25 protein-coding genes are annotated in these 19931 nt (G+C 69.0%); 6 read left to right on the top strand and 19 right to left on the bottom strand.

Going from position 1 to position 19931, the window contains the following annotated elements:
- Window positions 1-3: 3 nt before the first annotated feature.
- Complete coding sequence (locus ACLBYG_RS22450; protein ID WP_447682951.1) at window positions 4-771, bottom strand: hypothetical protein; 768 nt, start codon at window positions 769-771, stop codon at window positions 4-6.
- Window positions 772-963: 192 nt separating this feature from the next.
- On the bottom strand, window positions 964-3762 hold the full coding sequence (locus ACLBYG_RS22445) for a hypothetical protein (protein ID WP_447682950.1): 2799 nt from the start codon (window positions 3760-3762) through the stop codon (window positions 964-966).
- A 74-nt stretch (window positions 3763-3836) separates the two neighbouring features.
- On the opposite strand from ACLBYG_RS22445, the gene ACLBYG_RS22440 reads away from it, so the two are divergent.
- The 3 genes from ACLBYG_RS22440 to ACLBYG_RS22430 are packed head-to-tail and all read left to right on the top strand — an operon-like array spanning window position 3837 to window position 4870.
- Window positions 3837-4130 carry a hypothetical protein gene (locus ACLBYG_RS22440; RefSeq protein ID WP_447682949.1) on the top strand — a complete coding sequence of 98 codons (294 nt, stop codon included), beginning with the start codon at window positions 3837-3839 and terminating at the stop codon, window positions 4128-4130.
- A gap of 54 nt (window positions 4131-4184) precedes the next feature.
- Window positions 4185-4553, top strand: coding sequence for a type II toxin-antitoxin system RelE/ParE family toxin (locus ACLBYG_RS22435; protein ID WP_447682948.1), 369 nt, complete (start codon window positions 4185-4187; stop codon window positions 4551-4553).
- Window positions 4550-4870 carry an addiction module antidote protein gene (locus tag ACLBYG_RS22430; protein ID WP_447682947.1) on the top strand — a complete coding sequence of 107 codons (321 nt, stop codon included), beginning with the start codon at window positions 4550-4552 and terminating at the stop codon, window positions 4868-4870. The genes ACLBYG_RS22435 and ACLBYG_RS22430 overlap by 4 nt, the downstream gene beginning before the upstream one ends.
- Window positions 4871-4933: 63 nt before the next feature.
- On the opposite strand, the gene ACLBYG_RS22425 is transcribed toward ACLBYG_RS22430, so the two are convergent.
- The gene (locus tag ACLBYG_RS22425; RefSeq protein ID WP_447682946.1) at window positions 4934-5185 is read right to left on the bottom strand and encodes a helix-turn-helix domain-containing protein; all 252 of its coding nucleotides are present in this window, start codon (window positions 5183-5185) and stop codon (window positions 4934-4936) included.
- Window positions 5186-5260: 75 nt separating this feature from the next.
- Here ACLBYG_RS22425 and ACLBYG_RS22420 point away from each other — a divergent pair, with 75 nt between their 5' ends.
- A complete protein-coding gene (locus tag ACLBYG_RS22420; RefSeq protein ID WP_447682945.1) occupies window positions 5261-5560 on the top strand; it encodes a hypothetical protein in 300 nt (99 codons plus the stop codon).
- 7 nt (window positions 5561-5567) lie between these two features.
- Here ACLBYG_RS22420 and ACLBYG_RS22415 read toward each other — a convergent pair whose 3' ends face one another.
- Genes ACLBYG_RS22415 through ACLBYG_RS22405 form a run of 3 tightly spaced genes read right to left on the bottom strand, consistent with a single transcriptional unit; the run spans window position 5568 to window position 6659 of the window.
- Window positions 5568-6005 carry a hypothetical protein gene (locus ACLBYG_RS22415; RefSeq protein ID WP_447682944.1) on the bottom strand — a complete coding sequence of 146 codons (438 nt, stop codon included), beginning with the start codon at window positions 6003-6005 and terminating at the stop codon, window positions 5568-5570.
- A gap of 4 nt (window positions 6006-6009) precedes the next feature.
- A complete protein-coding gene (locus tag ACLBYG_RS22410) occupies window positions 6010-6156 on the bottom strand; it encodes a hypothetical protein (protein WP_447682943.1) in 147 nt (48 codons plus the stop codon).
- 26 nt (window positions 6157-6182) lie between these two features.
- Window positions 6183-6659: a hypothetical protein gene (locus ACLBYG_RS22405; RefSeq protein ID WP_447682942.1), complete on the bottom strand. Its 477-nt coding sequence runs from the start codon at window positions 6657-6659 to the stop codon at window positions 6183-6185.
- A gap of 304 nt (window positions 6660-6963) precedes the next feature.
- On the opposite strand from ACLBYG_RS22405, the gene ACLBYG_RS22400 reads away from it, so the two are divergent.
- A complete protein-coding gene (locus ACLBYG_RS22400; protein WP_447682941.1) occupies window positions 6964-7644 on the top strand; it encodes a thermonuclease family protein in 681 nt (226 codons plus the stop codon).
- Here the strand turns inward: ACLBYG_RS22400 and ACLBYG_RS22395 are convergent, their stop codons facing one another.
- The 6 genes from ACLBYG_RS22395 to ACLBYG_RS22370 all read right to left on the bottom strand — a co-directional run bounded on the left by ACLBYG_RS22395 (window position 7645) and on the right by ACLBYG_RS22370 (window position 11561).
- Window positions 7645-8085: a hypothetical protein gene (locus ACLBYG_RS22395; RefSeq protein WP_447682940.1), complete on the bottom strand. Its 441-nt coding sequence runs from the start codon at window positions 8083-8085 to the stop codon at window positions 7645-7647.
- Window positions 8086-8185: 100 nt separating this feature from the next.
- Window positions 8186-9751, bottom strand: coding sequence for a hypothetical protein (locus ACLBYG_RS22390; protein ID WP_447682939.1), 1566 nt, complete (start codon window positions 9749-9751; stop codon window positions 8186-8188).
- A 111-nt stretch (window positions 9752-9862) separates the two neighbouring features.
- Window positions 9863-10030, bottom strand: a complete 168-nt coding sequence (locus ACLBYG_RS22385; RefSeq protein WP_447682938.1) for a hypothetical protein — start codon at window positions 10028-10030, stop codon at window positions 9863-9865.
- 10 nt (window positions 10031-10040) lie between these two features.
- Window positions 10041-10931, bottom strand: a complete 891-nt coding sequence (locus ACLBYG_RS22380; RefSeq protein ID WP_447682937.1) for a hypothetical protein — start codon at window positions 10929-10931, stop codon at window positions 10041-10043.
- A gap of 1 nt (window position 10932) precedes the next feature.
- Window positions 10933-11187: a hypothetical protein gene (locus ACLBYG_RS22375; protein WP_447682936.1), complete on the bottom strand. Its 255-nt coding sequence runs from the start codon at window positions 11185-11187 to the stop codon at window positions 10933-10935.
- Window positions 11187-11561: a hypothetical protein gene (locus ACLBYG_RS22370; RefSeq protein ID WP_447682935.1), complete on the bottom strand. Its 375-nt coding sequence runs from the start codon at window positions 11559-11561 to the stop codon at window positions 11187-11189. Before ACLBYG_RS22370 ends, ACLBYG_RS22375 begins: the two co-directional genes overlap by 1 nt.
- 111 nt (window positions 11562-11672) lie before the next feature.
- On the opposite strand from ACLBYG_RS22370, the gene ACLBYG_RS22365 reads away from it, so the two are divergent.
- The gene (locus ACLBYG_RS22365; RefSeq protein ID WP_447682934.1) at window positions 11673-12011 is read left to right on the top strand and encodes a hypothetical protein; all 339 of its coding nucleotides are present in this window, start codon (window positions 11673-11675) and stop codon (window positions 12009-12011) included.
- Window positions 12012-12014: 3 nt separating this feature from the next.
- Here ACLBYG_RS22365 and ACLBYG_RS22360 read toward each other — a convergent pair whose 3' ends face one another.
- The 7 genes from ACLBYG_RS22360 to ACLBYG_RS22330 form a co-directional block, all read right to left on the bottom strand.
- On the bottom strand, window positions 12015-12635 hold the full coding sequence (locus tag ACLBYG_RS22360; protein ID WP_447682933.1) for a hypothetical protein: 621 nt from the start codon (window positions 12633-12635) through the stop codon (window positions 12015-12017).
- A gap of 18 nt (window positions 12636-12653) precedes the next feature.
- The gene (locus ACLBYG_RS22355) at window positions 12654-13085 is read right to left on the bottom strand and encodes a hypothetical protein (RefSeq protein ID WP_447682932.1); all 432 of its coding nucleotides are present in this window, start codon (window positions 13083-13085) and stop codon (window positions 12654-12656) included.
- 128 nt (window positions 13086-13213) lie between these two features.
- A complete protein-coding gene (locus tag ACLBYG_RS22350) occupies window positions 13214-14746 on the bottom strand; it encodes a hypothetical protein (RefSeq protein ID WP_447682931.1) in 1533 nt (510 codons plus the stop codon).
- 105 nt (window positions 14747-14851) lie between these two features.
- Window positions 14852-16270, bottom strand: coding sequence for a hypothetical protein (locus ACLBYG_RS22345; protein ID WP_447682930.1), 1419 nt, complete (start codon window positions 16268-16270; stop codon window positions 14852-14854).
- Window positions 16270-17661: a phage portal protein gene (locus ACLBYG_RS22340; RefSeq protein WP_447682929.1), complete on the bottom strand. Its 1392-nt coding sequence runs from the start codon at window positions 17659-17661 to the stop codon at window positions 16270-16272. Before ACLBYG_RS22340 ends, ACLBYG_RS22345 begins: the two co-directional genes overlap by 1 nt.
- Before the next feature lie 58 nt (window positions 17662-17719).
- On the bottom strand, window positions 17720-19144 hold the full coding sequence (terL, locus tag ACLBYG_RS22335; RefSeq protein ID WP_447682928.1) for a phage terminase large subunit: 1425 nt from the start codon (window positions 19142-19144) through the stop codon (window positions 17720-17722).
- Window positions 19145-19175: 31 nt separating this feature from the next.
- A complete protein-coding gene (locus ACLBYG_RS22330) occupies window positions 19176-19883 on the bottom strand; it encodes a terminase small subunit (protein ID WP_447682927.1) in 708 nt (235 codons plus the stop codon).
- Window positions 19884-19931 lie beyond the last annotated feature (48 nt).

Genomic DNA, 19931 nt, shown 5'->3' with positions numbered 1-19931 from the left:
GACCTAGACCCCGAGCGTATCGATGTTGGCAGAGATGCGGCCGGCGAGGCCGCGCGCCTGAAGCAGCGCGTCCTGCGCGGTCAGCGCATCCACGGCGCCGTCGAGCGCCAAGGCGAGCCCTGGACCAGCGAGAAAGGCTGGGTTCAGGACGTTGGCTGCATCGAGGCGCGCGTCCCCGACAGAGACGGCCGTGTCGATGGCATCGATCGCCGAAGTCGCGATGGTCTGGAGGCCCGAGATCGCGCCGAGCGGCGCCAGCGCGAGCGATCCGACCGCGTCAAGGCTGTCCGACAAGGCGCCAATGGCATCGGCCACGCCACCCAGCCCGATGCCGTCCGCGAGACCGGCCAGCGAGGACATGTCGCCGCCGATCAGCGCACCGGCGTCGCTGCCAAAATCCGGCGCGCCGCCCCCAGAGCCGTCGTCGACGGTGTAGCACTCGATCTCGTACGGGATGTCGTTCGATCGCCGGTAGTCGGGCTCGAACTTCTCGATGATGACCGTGAGCCGGATCCCGCCCCAAGACAGGGGGACCCGGGCGCCCCGCTGCGCGATCCGCTGGACTGCGATGGCCCGGGACTTGGCTTCTGCACCGCGGAAGCGCCCACGCCAGCGCGGGTTCGTCGGCTCCCAGCCCATCGCATCGGGGACGCGCTCGCCGCCGATGAGGACGTTCTTGGCGATGCGCATCCCGCCGCCGAACGGGATCTGCTCCGGGACCTCGTGGCCACGGAACGTGAAGCCGCCCAGCGTGACGGTGCTGCTCGGCATGACGGGATCCGGGAGGCGGGACGGCGCAGGATCGGCGCGCTCAGACGAGACGAGGCGGCGAAACGCAAAAACGGCCCCGGTTGTGCCGGAGCCGTGGAGAAATCGTCATCGTCCGGTATAGGGCAAGCGATAGCCGGAAGCTAGACGCAAAATCGCCCCGCCCGCGCGTTTCCGTGCGGGCGGGGCTAAGTCTCAGGCCGTGACGGGTTCCGAGAACCCGACCGGCGTCTTGGCGCTGGTGCTATCGAAGCGTCCAGTGCCGTTTCGGGTGTCGCCTTGCGCGACCTGATGTTTGGTCACCGCGCGTCCAATCGTCCGTCCGTCGAGCTGCACGGCCGTTGCGACCTGGATCGGCGCAGCGCCGCCGCGGTAGATCACCGAGGAGGTCTTGCCGGGAGCCGTGCCGCCCCCGCCGGCAGGAGCCGAGCCGCCACCCGCGCCCGGAGACGCCGCAGGCCCTCCCCCACCGCCGCCAGGCAGCGCAATGGACGGCATCGCGGAGATCTTGGCTGCGAGCGCCGACAGCGCCCCGCCTGCTGCGCCGGCTGCAGTAGCGACCGCGCTGGCTCCCGTCGCCGAAGAGTTGAACCCGGCGGCAGCACTGGCCGCCGCGTCGCCCGCCTTGGTGATCTCGGGCGCCGCCGTTGCGGCTTGGCTCCCGGCTTGGCCGATGGCCTGCCCCGCCTGCTGGATCGCGGCTCCTGCACCGCCCCCCGTGGCGCCACCCGCCTCTGCGCCGGACTTCCACGTCCCGCCATCTGGCAGGCCGGGCACGGTATCGAACATGGACGGCGCCGCCGGGGCACGCTTCACGCCACCACGGCCGTACGATCCGAACCGCTCCCAGAACGAGGGCGTCGGAGCCGTGGGCAGCGTCGGCATGACCTTGCCGCCAACCGCAGTAGCGTCCGCATCGCCGAGCACGCCGAAGCGGTTGCGGGAGAAGTCCCGCGAACCGATCACTTGGTTCAGAGCCGCCGTACGCCGCATGGAGTCGAGATGCGCGTCTCGACCCGCGCCTTTGCCCGGCTCGATGCCGAAGATCGACTGCTTGATCGCGTCCCACGGGAGCGTCAGCGCACCGATCGTCAGCGCCGCGACCGTGCCTACCGCCAGGGCAGGCAGCGAAAGCGTGCCAACAGCCGCGAGGGTCAGAGCCGCGACGCCGGCCGCGGCCGTGCCGCCGACGACAGCCGCGCCGGCGCTGAACGCCGTCCCGGCCGCGACGGGGTGGTTCGTGAGGGTGTCGGCGGCCTTGCCCAGCGCGGCAGCGATCGCGTTGGCCTGCTTGACGATGTCGTCGATCGCCGGTCCGGCCAAAGCGGCGCCGGCAGCGCCTGCCTGCGTCTTGACCGCCGCTCCGACGACGTAGGGATCCTTTTTCTGGTCGGAGAGCACGTCCGCCGTGCCCTTCGTACCGGCCCAGCGCTTCTTGAACTGCTCGATCTGATCCATGTCCTGGATCATCATTGAGAAGATGTTGGCGCCGCGGCGGTTCGAGAACAGCTTGGACAGGTACTTGCCGGACGAGGCGCGCTGCGAGTCGGTCAGATCCTGGCTGAAGTCGCCGTGTGCATAGCCTTCGGGCAGCATGCCCTTCTTGACCATACGTGGGACAGCTTCCTGCTTGGCCCACTCGTAGGGATCTCGATTGTACAGTTCTTCGCTGACAATGCCACCCTTGTCGTCAATGATCCGCTTGGTCTTCTGCTTGTTCCAGTGCCACTTCATGTCGTGGCGCAGGCCCTCGTCGTACTGCGCGAGGATCGACGCATCCGTGCCGCGACCCACAACGGTGTTCTGGTAGGCGGACGCGATGTCCGTACCGGATCGCGCGCCACCCTGCTGCGAGAACAGCGCAGGCGCGATCTGCGACCAGAACCCGACGCTCAGCGCCTTTCCGGGGGAAGCGGCGGACTTGGCGGCGTTGACGTAGTCGTTCGAGCGGATGGCCTCAGGGTCGAGCTGGCGGGCGCGGACGTAGCCGTCGATCAGCTTGTTCGTGTCGTCGACCGACATGGAGCGGCCGATGATGTCGATGTAGCGGGCGAACGCCTCCATGTCCTTGCCGCCCTCTTCCGGGCCGCCCAGGGTCTGGAGCGCGACTTGTCCCTTCATGTACTCCGGCAGCACCTTCATCGCGGTGTCGTAGTTGCCGACGTTCGGGATGAGCAGGCGGCCCTGTTCGCGCACCCCGAGAGGCGAGAGGCTCGGATAGAGCCGGCTCATCTCGTTGGCCTTGACGCGGAGTGCTGCGTTCTCCTCCGGCGTGAGGCCCGCGTTCTTCGCACGTAGATCCTCGCGGCGGGCGCCGGCACCCTGGTCAACGAGGTATTCGATCGTGTTCAGGCCGCCGTAGACGCCCATGGCGCCGGCGAGGTGCGAGCCCTCGTGCTGGCCGTACTGATGGCCGCCGTGCGAGCGGCGCTGAAGGGCGGTGCCGCCGTGGCCACTTCGCCTGCGGCTGCCTCCGCCGCCAACAGTCCCGCCGCCCACACCGTGCGGCATGCTCGGGAGGTGCACGTTGGCGGCGGCTCGCTGCATCCGCTGCATCGCGGAGGTGGCCTTGTTGATCCGACCGGCCCAGCTATCGAACGAACGCGAGACGCCGCGCGCGGCCGAGCTCACACCCTGGGTCGCGGTCCGCATGTTGCGCATCTCGGCGAGCGGCCGGCCGATGGCCGTCGCCCACTTCTGCATCTCCTTGTCGAGACCGGAGGCCGGCGCCTTCAGCCCCGAGAGGCCCTGACGCATCTTGGCGACTTCGCGGTCGACGGTGCCGAGACCCTTCCGGGCATTCGCCACCTCGCGGGCGAACTTGCCCATGGACGCCGCGGCGCGGTCGATCGGAGAGGCCCAGCGCGAGACTGCCTTCTCGACACCCTTCCCGTCCTTCTCGACCCGGTCCATGGCCTTAAGGATCTTTTGCAACTCAGGCGCTAAGTTCCCACCTAGGTTGATGACGGCCTGGATGCGATACACGTCGGCCATGGCCTATCCTTGGGTGTGCTGATGAGCCGTGCGCTTGGATCTGATGGGCTGAGGATCGACGGAGCGCTCAAGCCATGACCGCCCTGATCGTCCTCGCCGTCGTCTTCATCGGCATCCCGCTGGGGATCATCATCGGCGTCAGCACCCGGATCAGCACCGGCCGGGCCATGCGCAGGGAGGCCGCGAGGATCGCGTCCCTACCCGACATGCCGAAGCCTCGCGCCGGAGCTGCCTGGGAGATCGAGCGGGCGCGCCTGATCGACAACGTGATCGCGCCGAGTTGCGGGTCCATGGGCCCCAGGCTCGTTCGGCAGACGCACATCCGGCGCAGGCTGGCGCGGATCCTCGACGGCACCGAGAACGCCTAGTTCGACCCTGAGGCCACTCTTGACGCACTGTAGTCAAAAGACTACATGCGAGACATGCCGACGATCCGCCGCCTCCCCGGTTTCGACAAGTGGCTCAACGCGCTGCGCGATGACCGGGCGGCGGCGCGCATCACGGCGCGCATCCGTCGTCTCGGCCTCGGGAACCCCGGCGACTGCAAGCCGGTCGGTGGCGATGTGCACGAGATGCGGATCGACTACGGTCCGGGCTACCGGGCCTACTTCACCAACCGCGGAGACGAGTTGGTCGTCCTGCTCTGCGGAGGGGACAAGCGGACCCAGCCCGCCGACATCGCGGAAGCCTTGCGCCTGTCCGCCACGGTGCCGAAGGCGGCTCCGAAGGTCGCAACCAAGCCGGATGACGACACGGACGACACCTCACCGCAACCGGGACGCCACCGATGACCTACGAGCGCCTTGAAGACATTCCCGCCTTTGATGCGGCCGAGTACCTCACCAACCCAAGCCGCGTCGTGGCGTACCTTGAGGCTGTCCTTGAGAAAGACGACCCCGCACTCCTATCCGAGGCCCTCGGCGACATCGCTCGATCACATGGGATGGCGGCGATCGCGAAGGAAACAGGCCGCTCGCGGGAGCAACTCTATCGGACCCTGTCCGCTCGAGGGAACCCGCAACTAGACACGCTGATGGGCGTGCTGCGGGCGCTCGGCCTACGCCTCAGCGTTCAGCCCATCGCCGCGCAGACGGCCGAAGCGGGCTGATCTTCGCCTCAGCACAGGTAGGACCGTCTGAGTAGGTTCAACTCTCGGATCCCCGAACTGCGCTCACACCTCGACAATCGGTCCCGACGTTTCGCGAGCGAGACCAACAAAGCCGTCGGCGGTGAATTGCACCCCGGCGGCTTCGAATGCTTGGCGAAGCGCGAGCAGCGTGGACGTGTTCACGGGCAGATCCGCTTCGACGCGTGTCACCGTGTTGGGCGACACGTTGGCTGCTGCCGCGACATCCCGGACTGACAACCGTAGGGCTGCTCTCGCCATGCGAGCTTGCGACCCAGTCACATAATTCTGTGTCATTGTCCCAATATCGCTCTTGCGCTTCCGTCGCATCGTTGGTACGTCATACCAACATTAAGACGGAAGGCAAAGCCGATGTCTCTCCAGCGCCGCCTCCCCTGGAACTCCGCTCTCCGGAACGTCCGCGATGACCGCGCCGCGATCCCGGTCGGTCTCCTGGCCGCGAAGGCGTCGGTCAATCTGACGGTCCGCCTGAGCCGCCGACCGCTCGTTGCAGCCGGTAAGTTCGACCGCTCTGCCATCATGCAGGCCGCCGCCAAGGCCGCTCGCCTCCATCAGGAGCGCTACGGCTGCACGTGGTCCGAGGCCATGTCGGTGGCGCTCAAGGCCGCCTGGGGCGCCGCCAAGCTCGCCCGCCACATGGCCGCGCACTGAGGTGCGATCAGTGGTTCGTCCGGCCCGCCAGATGCGCAATGACCGCAGCTCCGATCCGACGTGCGGCCTCAGGTCCCTTCTTGATCCCCGCCGCTTGGAGGTTATTGCGCGGCGGGATGCCTCGAGACGTGCCGAGCTCCTGCCAGATCGCCTTGTCGTCGTTGGAGCCGGCGACGGCCTCCTTCGGTCCGACCACCTTGCTCTCGTAGCCCTGAGCCATCGCGCCTGTCTCGCGCAGTGGGCTGTCACCAGTCGCCTTCCGGGCGACGGTCGCGGGCTTGAGCTTGGGCCAGCCGGGCTGGTAGGTGCCTGGCTGCTCGCGCGCAGCGTCACGGATCAGTTCGATCCCGTCGCCGAGGGCGCGCTTCTCGGCTGCGGGCAGCGTTGCGAGGCGCCCGCGCATGTAGGCGGTGAACGCCCCGATACTGCTGAAGGAACGGCTCACCGGGTCAATCCTGCTTGCGCCATTCCCACGAGCCGAAGTCGAAGTCGCCGCCACGGTTCAGACCGTCGGCGATCAGCATCGCCTTGCGGAAGGTCGGATCCATCCCGAAGGCTACGTCGACATCATGGATCCCGAGCCGCAGGAGCGCCACGCACTCCTGCAGGTCGAGATCCTCGGCTAGTTTTTTACGGTGGCCTTGTCGAAGGGATCGGCTTCCTCGACCGAGAAGGCTTCCTTCATGAGTTCGGTCAGGTCGTCGAAATCGTCGCCGAGGCGCTGGATCGTGAACTCGATGGTGCCGTTCGAGGTCGGCATGCCCACCGGGACATCGTCGATGGCGATGACCGAGCAGGCGACCAGGGCGTAGTTTGCGTAGAGCGCGTTGGTCACGAGCTCGGATCCGATCGCCTTGGCGGCCATCATCCGCTGGAGAGCGGACAGGCGCTGCACCGTGACCTGCCGGCCGCTCGCGAGGCGGATTACCGCGGTCTTGCCGGCGCCGGAGCGCGACAGGATCTCGGACGGGCGCGCGGGCGCGTGCGCGACGGGTGCCGCAGCCGGGGCGGAGGCGGCTCCGGCGGAGGCGGCGGGAGCGGCCACGGCCGCGGCGCCAAGCTCGCCGTCGCCGGCCTGCAGGATCTTCACGCTCGACACTATCGACCTCGTGTTTCGTCGGGGGTTGCGGATGGCCTCGACCGCCGGCGTCCGATCACGGATCGTCGCCTCGTCATTTCGACGAGAGCGAGAACACCGATGCGTCGAGGAAAACTTCTGGCTGCGGCCGCGGCCCTAGGGTTCGGGGTGGTCGGCCTTCTCGGGGTCGCGCCTGCGGGGGCGACCCCGGGCATGCTCAACGCGCGTGGGTGTCACGGGCATCCGCGTCACTGCCACTCTCCGCGAGAGTGGAGCACCAACAGCAGCGGGAGGCACTATGTGGCGGGGCATTTCAGTCACGGCCATGGCCGTAAGCATCGTCGCGCTCGTCGTCACCGCTGAGGCGGCAGAGCCGATCACGGGCCGTGCCTCCGTCACGGACGGGGACACGGTCGTGATCCGCGATACGCGGATCCGGCTGCACGGCATCGACGCGCCCGAGAGCGCGCAGCTCTGCCAGGACGCGGATGGGAAGGACTATCGCTGCGGTCAGCGGGCAGCGCTCGCGCTCTCGGACCGGATCGGGGCGTCGCCGATCACCTGCGAGCCGCGAGACACGGACCGCTACGGGCGCACCGTCGCGATCTGCCGGAAGGGCACCGAGGATCTGAACGCCTGGATGGTGGAGCAGGGCCACGCCATCGCGTTCCGCCGCTACGCCAAGGACTACGTGGGTAAGGAGGATGGCGCACGGGAGGCCAAGCGCGGGATCTGGGGCGGCACCTTCCAAGATCCTGGGACGTGGCGGCGCGAACAGCGATCGCCCGTCCGCGAGGCCCCTGCGCGCGCAGACGCGCCATCCAAGGCGGCAGCACCCGGCGAGTGCGCGATCAAGGGCAACATCAACCGGAAGGGCGAGCGGATCTTCCACATGCCCGGCACGCGGGATTACGACCGCACGGCGATCAACACGGCCGAGGGCGAGCGCTGGTTCTGCTCGGAAGCGGAGGCCGAGGGCGCCGGCTGGCGACGCCCCCGTACCTGATCAGACCACCTTGATGCGGCGACCGGCGTTCCAGTCGAGGCGCATGCTCATGGTCTTGCCGCGCTCGGCCTTGCCGCCCTCGGACAGCTTGGCCGCGCAGCCGATGTAGCGCCACTGGGTGTAGCCGCCGCCGACCTCCTGGATCGTCTCCAGGATGGTGAACTGGCGCACGGTGCCGCCGCCGTAGAAGGTCGCCTCGCGCGACGCGACCCAGTTGTCGACGTTGCTGTTCGAGCGGTCGATGTCGAACGTGCCCTCCCAGCCGTCGGGATCCTCCTCGTAGATGGTGTGGCTGTTGAGCGGACGGGAGCGGACGCTCTCGGTCTTCTCCTTCTTGTCCCAGCCGGTCTTGATCGGGATGCTGATGGTCGCGCCGGTGGCCGGATCGACGATCTCGACCTGGACGTCGTGGCCGGTGTTGAACGTGCCGAAGCTGCTCATCTCGAGCCTCAGGGAGCGCCGAGACCGCGAGGGTCGGCGGGGATGTCAGGGAGGGGCGGCAGAGTGGGCTGGCCCGCGCGCGGATGGCGCGGGCTCAGGATCAGGCGGCAGCGGCCGTGGTGGTGAAGGCGTAGCCGGCCGGCGCGTTGGCGGACTTGGTGATCTGGACGGTCTGGCCGCCCTCGACGTCGATCAGGAAGTACTCGACCACCGCGAGGTAGACGACCTTGACCGCGGCCTTCAGGTAGCCGGCGGCGATCCGCTCCACCGGGTTGTTCGACAGGTCGCAGATGACCTGGAAGTCGTCGATCATCCGGATGTCGGGCGCGGCGAGCGTACCCAGGAAGGCGTTGAGCGTTGCGGCCGCGCGGTTGCGGGTCGTGTCGTCGGCGCGGCGGGACTGCAGCTCACCGACGTACAGGCCCATGCCCTGGTTCAGGGTTTGGGCGATGAAGTTCGTCAGGCGGGTGTAGGCGACCTGATGGATGCCGACGTTGGACGAGGTGTTGCGGCCGAAGCGGTTGCCGAACACGTTTCCGCGCGGGATCGGGTTGCAGATCACTGACAGCCCGGAGGTGCCGAGCACCTGCAGTTCCGCGTCCGAGTACTTGGCGCCGGTGGCGGAGCGCTGCGTGCCGATGATGCCCTGCATCGGCTTGTTCAGCGAGGTGCGCTCGGGCGAGAGGTTGACCAGCAGCCCGACCTCAAACGCCTGGGGCGAGACGTAGCGGTTGAGACCGTTGGCCTCGTCGGCGGTGTACACCCAGTCGCCGAGCATCCGCTCCAGGGCGTAGCTGTCGATGCCGCCGGTGGTCCGCGCAGTCGAAGCGCTGGAGATGGTCTCGCCGGCCGCGCCGGTCGCGACCATCAGCACGCCCTCGTTGAGGCCGAAGGCGATCTGCGAGGCGAGCGTGGTGTCGTCGTCGCAGTCGCACAGCGCGGCCACCGAGCAGCCGACGCCGCGCAGCGCGTACATGCCCTTGCGCGGAGTCGTGTCCACACCGAGCAGCACCGTGCCGGTGATCGTGGTCGCGCCGTCCGTGCCGCCGGAGAAGGTCGTCGAACCGAGAACCGGCGTGGTCGTGCCGGCGCCCGCGGCCGCCACCACGAACTGCGAGGCACCGCGCGAGACGCCCTGGCCCGAGTTGATCGCAGCAGCGACGTTCGCCCAGAACGCGGCGCCCGTACCCGTGATGTTGTCGAACACCTCGGACCCGGCGAACGGCAGGTAGACGATGGCGCGGAACGAGTTCGGTGCCGAGCCGGTGGCGATCAGGAACTGGAGCTGGTTGCCGCCCGAGCCGGTGTACTTGGCGGTGAGGCTCAGGCAGTTCGTCTGCACCGAGGCCGTGGCCGCCGCATCCGTGCCGTCGGTGACGCGCAGGCAGGCGTAGACGCCGGCGTTGCCCTGCTTCGCGCCGACCTGGACGAAGGTGCCCATGTCGTACTTGCGGTTGAGCACCGGGCCGAAGTTCGGCTGGTAGTCGGCCGGACCCGAAACGAGAACCGCCTTGCCGACCGGGCCCCAGGAGGCCGTGCCCACGAGGCCGCCGACGTTGGTCGGGACGCCGTTGAGCAGGAGAAGCGCGGGCGGGGTGATTGTAACGTAGAGCCCCGGGACTTGCAGGGCCGCGACGTTCAACTGACCACTGGCGTAGATCCCCATGATGAGGGTCCTTCAAAAGAAAAAGGCCCGCGCGGTGGCGGGCCTTGGGTTCGGTACGGGGCTGCGTGTCTCGGTCGGCCCCAGGCGGGCCGCGGGCCGTCGCTTGGAGCGTCAGGCGTCCTTGGCGGAGGGCTTCGTCGGGGCGGGAGCCTTGGCGACCTTCTGCACGTGGCTCTGGCGCTCGTCGGCGAGGATCGCCTTGATCAGGTCGGCGTCGGTGATGCGCTCGCCGATGCCGTAGCCGGCCACGGGGGAGATCGCGACGAGATCGAAGTCCATGGGTCAGTCCTCAGAGAAAGGTCGTGACGGTGGGGGCCAGAGGGATGCTTGGCGTCGTGCTGACCTCGGCCAGGATTACCTCGCTCGCCTCGGTCGTGACGTACTGGCCGAACTCGAACCAGTGACAGATGTCGCGGCGATACAGGCCCGCGCGCTGGTCCTGATCCCAGTCGTTCGTGTGGTCGTAGACGATCCAAGCCGCCGACCCGTCGCAGAGCGGAAGGAAGCGGTTGTGACAGCCGGGCAGGTCGGCCGTATCCGCCAGACGGGCGCGCACCACCTTGCCGGCGGCAGAGCGCAGCGTAGGGGTCGGCGCCCAGATCGTCGTCATGATCTGGCGCTGGGTCCGCTCGACCTCCTTGGCGAGAGTGCGGACAGAACCGACCCGGGCCGTGATCGCCCCCGTTCCGGGGAAGGTCACGACGTTGCCACTCGCCGTCGCGGCGAGCCCCCGCGCCTGAGCAGCGGAAGCGAGCCGCTGCGCGAGGCTTGCGAGTGTATCGGCGGCCTGAACCGTCGCGAGCACCGCGGTGTCGTTGACGATCAGCGCGAGGTTCTGCGGCACGGCGGGTGCGCCGGTGATCGTGACGGACTGGCCCGAGACGGCGAGCGCCAGCGGGTATGTCGGTGGCCCGACCTCAAGCCACGTGGGCAGCGCCCGGGTCGTGGAGCGCTCAAGGTTCGGCGGCGCGAACACCGAGACGTAGACGCCCCGGTCCATCAGCGAGATCACGTCCTTGACGCCGCCGACCTCCTTGTCGAGGTCGCCCGCGAGCGGCCAGCCCGGCTTGACCTTCACGGCCATGGTGCCGAGCACGCTCGTCGTGCCCTGCCCGCCTGGGTAGAACGCGGACCAGAGCAGCGCGGTCGTCGCATCGATCACGTCGGAGAGATCGGCCACCCTATCCCCTCCGGATCTCGACCTGCCCGTCCATCTGGACGCGCATCAGGCCGTCGGCGTCGAAGCGCCAGTCGCCGGCATCGTCGCGCAGATAGGCGATGATCATCCCGGCCTCGACGTCCGCGGTGATGACGCCCTCGACGGGCGCGCCGTCGAGCAGCACCTTGAACCGCTCGGGCGGGTACGCGAGCAGTCCAGGACGGAAGCCCAGATCGTCGCGGTCGATGGAGATCCGGTTCGGGAGATCGCCGGCCATCACGCCTCCAGCCGCTCGGCGCGGATCGTCCAGCCCATCGGATGGCTGTAGTCGCTCGCGATCTGATAGCGGTTGCCCAGATCGTCGGTGATGATGTCTCGGTTCTGGATCGTGCCCGGCGGAGGCGCGACGCGCCTGGGGATCAGGAACACCCACATCCCAGCCGAGACGGCGCCGGACGGCACGTTGGCCTCCGGAATGCCCGAGCTCGCCTTGTACTGGATGGAACACTGGAGGTTCTTCGGCAGCGGCACCGTGGTCTCGGTCGCCACGTCGAGACCGCCGTAGGCCAGCGGCCCGGAAGAGCCGTCGGTATCGCGATCGCTCGCGGGCCGAGTGATGCTGATCCGGCGGGGGAACAAGAAGCTGCTCAAGGCACTCGCCCTCGCGGCCGATCCGATGCGGCTGTGGATGATCGCCGACGCTGCGGTTGACCATCTCGGCGCGCGGAACAAAGATGGAACATCGAAGTGCGGAGGTCCGCGATGTCCGATGTTGACGAGAGCACCCCGCGCGGCCTGCGCGGCCACCCGCCCGCGACCGACTTCCTGATCGTCGGCCCCGAGCACCTCCTCGGGGATGAGGGCGAGCGCGAGCGACTGACCGAGGCGATGGCCGCGGCGTTCCCCGGTCGAGAGTTCGGCCTGTCGGAGGTCGCGTTCGGCGTGGAGCCGGAACTCGATCTCATTCCGATGTGCGGCTACGTCGGCTCAGGAACGAACGATCAGATGCGCGGCATGCGCAGCCCGTTGCCTCTCGCCGAGATGGACGCGATGCGCGAGGCGCTGCGCCGGTTCAGCCAGGGCGGCCGAGGCCTGAACTGACGCTCAGACCGGCACCACGTTCTTGTACTGCGACAGCACCGCGTAGACGGACGCAGGCATCGGCACCGTGTGGGTGCCGAGTTGGGTGACGGCGCCCGCGCTGGAGTAGCGCTCCTCGTGATCGCCCGCGCGTTGCGAGACGAGATCCGAGGGACGAGACTGTGACAGGTAGCCGGCCTTCATCCATTCCAGGCAGGCCAGTTCCAGATCGGCGGGCGGGGTCTCGTACCCAGCGCGATAGGAAATCGTCACGGCCTGCGCCGCGCGCGGGAAGCGGTCGCCGACTAGGCTGACCGTCCGCCGCCCGTCGTGGACGTAGCCGGCCCCGAGCGCGTTCACGCTCTCATGGATCTGAGAGCCGAAGACCGCCAGGGCCGAGATCGCGATCACAGGGTAGTTGCGCAGTACGATGTCGGGAGTGCCCATCCCGTTGTAGCGCTCGACGAAATCGGTCGCCTGGAACGTCCGCGAGCACCACGTGGCGATGCGCTGTGAGACCGCCGTGATCGCACGCTGGAGGCCCGTGTCGTCGCTCCCGGGTGCGATCCCGAGGTAGCCGTAGGCGGCCGCGAGCGTCGTCAGGTCGTTCGCGCCGACGGGCGGTGCGGTGGGGCCGGTCGGCATCGCGATGTCTCCCGTGTCTCAGTCCGTCGCGGGCTCGGTGGCCAGCGGCCGGAAGCCGTGCGCGAGAACCGCCGCGAGATGCTCGGCACGGACGAAGAAGCGTCCCGCCGCATCCGCAACATAGGTCGCACCCGAGACGACCACGGCCGCGCTCAGGTCCTCGTGCTCGACCTCGACGAAGCCTTCGGGCGCGGGCTCGCGTGCGTCGGAGGGCGGGGTGGCCGCCGTATCGTCCGGCGCGGGCGGCTCGGACGAGCGGGGCTCGGGTGCGGGCGCGTCGGCCGGCTTTAGGGGCTCCGCGGGCTCGGCCTCGTCGGAGGCGGGCTCTTCGGAGGGGGCGGCCTCGGGCGCGGATCCGACCGGAGCATCCGGTGCGGGTTCGGGCGCGGGGTCGATGACCTGGGCGTCGTCGGCGATCTCGGTCGGATCGGTGGTCTCGGCTTCCGACACGGGGGATGCTCCTGCTTGGGCTCGACGGTTACGACGGCTCATCTCGGCCTCATGGTGCGGAGCCGGGCGGCGACGTGCCGCCCGGCCCGGAGTTCATCCGTTCGGCGAGCCGGAGCTCGCCGTCGGGATCAGCTCTTGGCGATGTTGGAGATCGTGCCCAGCGCGAACGGCGCGTAGACCGCGAGCACCTCTTCGGCGTAGACGCCGACCTGGCGCTGGCGCGTGACGATCGGCCAGTCGATCTCGTAGTAGTCCTGGCGGACCTTCACCTCGGCGACGTTCGGAACCTCGCTCGACTGGTACTGCACCGGCAGGTCGTCGGCCCAGCCGAGGATCGTGCCCGGCGGGAGCGCGGGGTGGATCTTGACCGGGATCTTGGTGCCGCCGTCCTGGCGGTACGGGTTGAAGTAGAACTCGATCGTGCCACCCGCGGTCGCGGCGATGCCGCCAGCGGCCGGGTTCTGGATGTACTGCACCAGCGGACCGGACGAGCCGTTGAGACAGACGTTGGTCAGCGAGGTGAGTTCCTGGCTGTTGACGTAGAGGACCGACGGCGAGACCTGATAGGCGTCCCACATGCCCTGGAGCATGGCGTCGACCTCGTTGCACGAGCCGCGGCCGGAACCGGTCAGCTTCGTGCCGACGCCCGCCGTGCCGGTGCCGAGCACCTTGGCGTAGGCGTTGCCGCCGGCCGCCGCCTTGAAGGCGGTGGTCAGCAGGCCGTCGAAGGCCAGCGAGTTGGTCGAGAAGTCGCCGGTGACGGCGGAGGCGGGCTGGCTGTTGGTGACCAGCGCGTTGGACAGGGCCACCGAGTTGATCGAGGTGATCGCCTGCAGCGTCTCGGAGCCCGCCGGGCCGGCGAACCACGCGTAGCCCATCGCGCCCAGGATCGCCGGGACGGTGGCGGACAGGATGTTGCCGCCCGAGACCGCGATGGTGGCGTTGGTCGACTTGTTGGAGCAGCCGCCGTTCAGCGTGAAGGTCTTGCCGTCGGCGCCGGTGATGGTCTTGCTGGTCGGGACGCCGTTGGCGAGGGAGGCTCCGCGCATGCCCTCGAAGGTCAGGGCGACCACGATGACCGAGACGGTCGCCGGGGCGATGTTGCCGGTGGAGCCGGCCACCGACAGGACGGGCGCCTGGGGCGTGCCGAGCTGCATGGTGGCGTTGCCGCCGACGAGCGCGTTCTCCTCCTTGAGCATCGTCTTCTGGAGCATCCGCATGGTCATGCGGGCCTTGACGTCCTCGAAGCCGCGGCCGGCGTTGATCGCCTCGAAGGACGCGCCGTCCTCCTCGCCGATCGTGACGTAGCTGGCCGCCTTGTTGGAGGTGGCGTAGCTCATCTGACCGGAGCGCTGGCCTTCCGGCACCCAGCCCATGGCGTCCCAGCCCGAGCCGCGAATGGCGTCGATCTGCTTCCAGTTGGTCGCCACGCCGACGCCGCCGCCGACGCGCGGCAGCCGGTTCCGGATCGGGGTGAGGACCGGGTAGAGGTTCTTGGCCGGGGCCTGGAGGTCGTAGGCGACGAGACCGGTCTGGGTCGTGATCGACTTGGCGAGCTCGTCGGCCGGCATGCCGGCGGCCATCAGGATCGAGCGGGCGATGTCCTCGCTCGGGGCAGCGAAGGCGGACTTGATCAGGTCTTCGGGGGTCTGGGTCGTCATGTGCGTTCGGTCCTCAAACGACACGAAAAAGCCGCCTCGGTGGGCGGCTTCGCGCGGTCGGCCCGGCTCGGCCGGGATGCTTGGCGTTCGGGGCTGGGGAGGCGATCAGACCTGCGAGATCATGATCGGCCGGGCGTGCGCGGCCTTGGTGAGGAGCAGGAAGCGCTCCTCCTCCGGCATCGCGTCGAGGGCCTTCCTGACGTCGTCGTTCGTCAGGGCGGTCGCGGCCGCGGGGGCGGCCGTCGAGCCGGCGGCGTCCTGCTCCTTGGAGACAGGCGTCGCCTCGGCCGCCTTCGCGAACGTCCCGGCCGTCTTGGCCGGAGCGGGCTCGGCGGCGAGCTTGGCGAGACCCTTGGCCAGGGTCTCGACGCGGTCGGCGAGCGCGGCCGCAGCGGCGTCGCGCTCGGCAGCCTTGGCGAGCAGGTCGTCTCGCTCGGCCGAGACCTTGGCGAGGGTGTCGGCGTCGGCGGCCTTGGACAACGCCTCGGCGGCAGCGGCCTTCTGGGCCATCACCTCGGCGACGAGCTCATCGATCTCCTCGGAGGCCATCTCCTTGAACAGGGCGGCGCCGGAGACGAGCCACGCCCGCAGCTTGGCGGGCACGGGGGAATTGTCGCCCTCGTAATCGGCCTCGCAGGTGCAGGACGAGACGATGGAGGCGATGGAGGAGATCACGTCCGCGAAGCGCTGGACGGTGTACATCCCCTTGGCGAGATCGTCGGCACCAGCGGCCTTGGCGACGCTCGCCTCCAGGGCGGAGAGAGCGGCGGCGGCGCGGGCCAGCGGGTCGGCGACCTGCTCGGGCACCGCAGCCTCACCATCGGCCTTGGCGACGGGCTCCGTGACCTCGCCGGTGGAGGCTGCAGCCTCACCCTCGGCCGCCGGAGCCTCGGCCTGCGCCGGCTCCTCCGCCACCGCGGCGGTGGCTTCGGCAGCGACCGGCTCGCTTGCGGTCGGCGCGGGGGCCGGGGCCTCGACGGCAGGCACGACGGGCGTGACGTCCGCCGCAGCGGTCTCGGTGGCCGGCTCGGCCTGGGGCTCCGCGGCGGGGGTGGCTTCCGTCATAGGTTCGTCCTCTGCTCCGTCGGCCTTCCAGACGTCGAAGACCGCCTCCGGACAGGAGGGCCGATCGACGAGACTGATCTCGTTGAGCCGGATCTTGGTGATGAGCTTGCGGTTGGCGGCATCGCGCTCGAGGACCTTCCCCCCGATGCTGAAGCCCTTGTAGGTCCCACTGCGGATCTTCAGGATCGCAACGGGGTCGACGACGGTCGCGGAGATCGTCGTCATGGCCGTGGTCTCGTCGACTTCGGCCGTGTCGACGGTGCCGGCGGCGGAGAGCTGATGCATCTCGCGCAGGTTGCCGGAGCCGTGAGCGAAGAAGTCGGGCAGTGCCGCCTTGATCGCCGACGCCTTCACGACCTCGCCGGCCGCGTCGGTCGCCTCGGAGGAGGCGACGCCGGACACGGTCATCGTGCCGTCGTCGTTCTCATCCGCCTTGGAGAGGGCGCAGAAGAAGCGCATCAGTCCGCCTCGTCGATCACCCCATCAGCGGGGTCGTCCGCGTCATCGCCGCCGTCCGGCGGCGGATCGGTCTCGGCGCCCGGCGCCGGAGCCTTGGTCGCACGGTCCGCGACCTCTTGAGCCGCGGCCACGGCCGCATCGTTGGCCTCAAGGTCGATAGCGCCGGTCGTGAGGTAGATCCGCGGCGTGTCCCCGCCCGGCACCGGTGGCTGCCCGCGGCGCTCGCGCACCTCGTTGATCCGCTCGGAGCCGTTGCGCAGGTTCCTGTCGTCGATCTCGGCCTGGACCTTGGGGTCGACGTCGCGCGCGGTCTCCCAGGCGAACTCAAGGTCGGGGTGCCCGAGGTCGTCCTGGATGATCCCGTCGAACAGGCGCTTGGCCCAGAGCAGCAGCGGGGCGAGGCCCTGCTGCTCGCTCTGTTCCGCGTCGTTCTCGGACGTGGCGCGGTTCATCTGCTTGACGAACGGCGTCGGCGGCAGGGAGAACGCGAACATGACGATGCGGGCGAGCCACTCGTCGAACTCGTCCTTGATCGGCGCGTCCTTGAAGGCCGTATACTTGGTGTCCTTCGGGACCCAGAGCTGCTTGGAGCGCTCGCCGGTCTGACCGGTGAGCTTGGCATCCATCCAGCCCTGCCAGTCCTTGATCTGCTCCGGCGTCCAGCCCTCGGGCGCGCTGAGCAAGCCGGCCGGCGTGTTGCCCTCGGTGAAGTAGGCGAGCTGCGTGGCCTGCCGCCGCATCGCCGTGGTCAGCGTGACGACGACCTGCTCGACCGGGCCGTAGCCGTAGAGGTGGTTGGAGCGCGGGTTGCGCGGCGTGTAGATCAGGTCGTCCGTGGTCAGGTCGGCCCAGGGGATCCCCTTGATGACCTGCTGGTACGCCGGCAGCGGCGCCGTGGGGCGCCGTCCGCGCTCGTCGACCAGAACCTTGATCGTCCCGCCGTCGACCACCTCGTAGCCGATGACGCCGCCGCCACGGTTGCGCCGCCGCTCGATCGCCGGTGCGTCGAGGACCAGCAGATCCTCCAGAAGGATGCGCAGCCACGTCGCGAACGGCGTGACGCCGTCGGGGCGCCGCAGCAGCTTTTCCACCACGCGGATCCGCGTGTCGCGGTCATGCGGGCGGCCGCGCAGCGCGCCTTTCCGGGGGCGCACCGCCCAGTCGAGGCGCTCGACCTGATCCTTGCGGGTCTCGATCGCGAGACGAACGAGCTCGACGTTGGCGAAGGCCCGCAGTTGCGGGAAGCCGAACGGCTCGTAGCTCCGCGCCGCAGTCTGCGTGTTGACCGAGACCGGGAAGTCGAGCCCGCGGATAGGCTGCGCCGGCGCGATCGGCGCGAGAGGCACGCCCGGCGAATAGGCGGACCACGCGCCCGAGAACGCGCCCGTCATCGAACTGACGAGTGAGGAGCGTGTCCCTCCGTATGGGGGCATCGGGGCTTCCTGTTGCTCAGGCGCCGAGCGACGCCTTCATGGCTTCGAGGGAGCCGGGGGCGTGGACGGGGCCGGTCGCTTCCGGTGGTGGCTCTGGCTCGGGGACCGGCGCGGTGGCAGCCTGCTGACGTGCGAGATCGAAGAGCGCGCGGCCCGCCATGGGGCTCAGGAACGCGTTGAAGGCTCGGGCCGTGGAGTCGGCGTCGTCGTCGTGGACAGCCTCGGGGAAGGCTTCCAGGGCCGTGAACCACGTCTCGTTCCAGGGGCCCCGCAGCACCGAGACGTTGCCGGCCTGGGCCTGCGCCGAGAACGGTCCGAACCGGGTGATCTTCGGCCCGGTCTCGGGGGTCGCGCGCGCGTTGAAGCCGGACAGGAGCCGGATCAGCGCCTGGGCCTGCGACTTGCCGGCCTGACCCGGATCCTGCGGCAGCGCCACCTCGACCTGAGCCGTGTCCTCGCTCGCCGTGTTGGCGATGAACGCCTCGACCTGTGCGGGGGTGCCGCGGGTCTGTCGGTTGTCGAGCACCCAGTAGCGGCCGTCGGGCGAGCGGCCGATCTTCGTGCCCGAGGTCCAGTCCGGATCGTTGCCTTCGGTCTTCGGCGTCGCCGCCAAGTCCCAGCCGCGCACGATCTGCATGTCGCTCGGCACGGCATCCACGATCGGACACCAGCCGCGCTGAAAGTAGAGGCCGGCCGCGGGCCGGATCCGCCAGTTCCCGCCCAGCAGCCGCTCACGGTCCACCGTGGGCAGCGCGAGCAGGTTGGCCATGTAGCCGGGGTCCGCCGCCATGAGCGCGGCGTTGTCGGTCAGCTTGGCCGGGACGAACGTGACGGACTTGGCCGGGATATCCGGGTGGGTCTGCGCCAGTTCTTCTGGGCTGTCGCCCCAGATCAGCGCGTCGTTGACCCGGACGAACCAGCGAAGCACGCCGGCGCGCTCGGGGATCGGTAGACCGGACAGGTCGTCGATCCACCACGCGATGAACCGGGCGACCCAGCTATCGGCATCCGGGTTGCACGTGCCGCGCACGTACGGTCGGACGCCGCACATGGAGCGGTTGCGCGAGAGCAGATACCAGAACTGCTTCTCGCTGAAGTGCGTAAGCTCGTCGAAGCACAGGAGCGGGATCTGGGAGCCCTGGTAGCCGAGCGCCGTCTTGTCGTGCTCCAGGTGCGCGAAGGTGACCGACGCGCCGCTGGGGAAGCGCCACCAGAGATCGTGCTCCTTCGGCTCAGCGTTGAGCAGCGGGTAGAGCCGAGCGCTCTCGTCCCAGAGGCCGCCCTCGTTGCGGATCTGGACCGTGGTCCGCCGGAAGAACACCGCGCCGAAGGCCGGGTTGTGGACGTGCCGGAGCGGCTCCATCAGGAGCGCCCAGGTCTTCCCGCCGCCCGCGCCGCCGCCATAGATGGCGATATCCGCGGCCGACGAAAGGAACGACATCTGAGGACCGGCTTGGGGCCGGATGATGCCTCTACTTGTCTCGGCCATTGTCGGGCAGCGCGAAGATCGCGACCGTGGGCGTCACAGGAACGTCCTTGCCCTCGGTGTCGGTGAGCGCCTTGCGCTCGATGAACATGCCGAGGTGCTTGGCGATGTTGTCCCAGGCCTTGGCCCGGTCCTCCATCTGGATCTCGAAGCCGTCCTTGGACCGCTTCACTCCCCGATAGAGGAGCTTCTCAGGGCCGGTCAGCTTGCGCGTGTCGAGCGCGTGCATGCGCCCGACGCCCTCACCCTGGCACTCGGGACAGTCTGGGTTGGGGTCGCGCTTGTGGTTGAAGCCGGTGCCGCCCTGCGGGTCGAGCTCCTTGCCGACGCCGCCCGGTTCCTTGGCTAGCTCGCGCTGAGCGTTGCTGAACTCGACCGCCGTGAACTGGTAGAGGTGATCCTTGCCCCAGCAGTGCCGGCAGTTCACCTGACGCCACTGGACGAGCTTGTTCGGCTCGGCGCGACCGAGGTCGTACCAGTATCGGAGCACCTCATCCGCGGTGACCTTCGTCCGCTCGGACCGTGCGGCCTGCGCAGTCGCGATTGCCTCCGCGATCTCAGGTTTGCTCAGGTTCTCGTTACCGATGGAATACGCCGTCGCCTCGCTGTACCCGGCGCGGATCGCGGCCTGGGTGGCGTTCAGATCGACGAGGTACTCCTCGACAAACCTCTGCTGCTTGTCGGTCAGGGCCATGACGCGCTCGGGAGAAGACTAGCGGGGGAGTTTCGGTCTTCTGTCGGC

Source organism: Methylobacterium sp. D53M (assembly GCF_053345625.1).
This window is presented reverse-complemented; position numbering and strand designations above follow the sequence as displayed.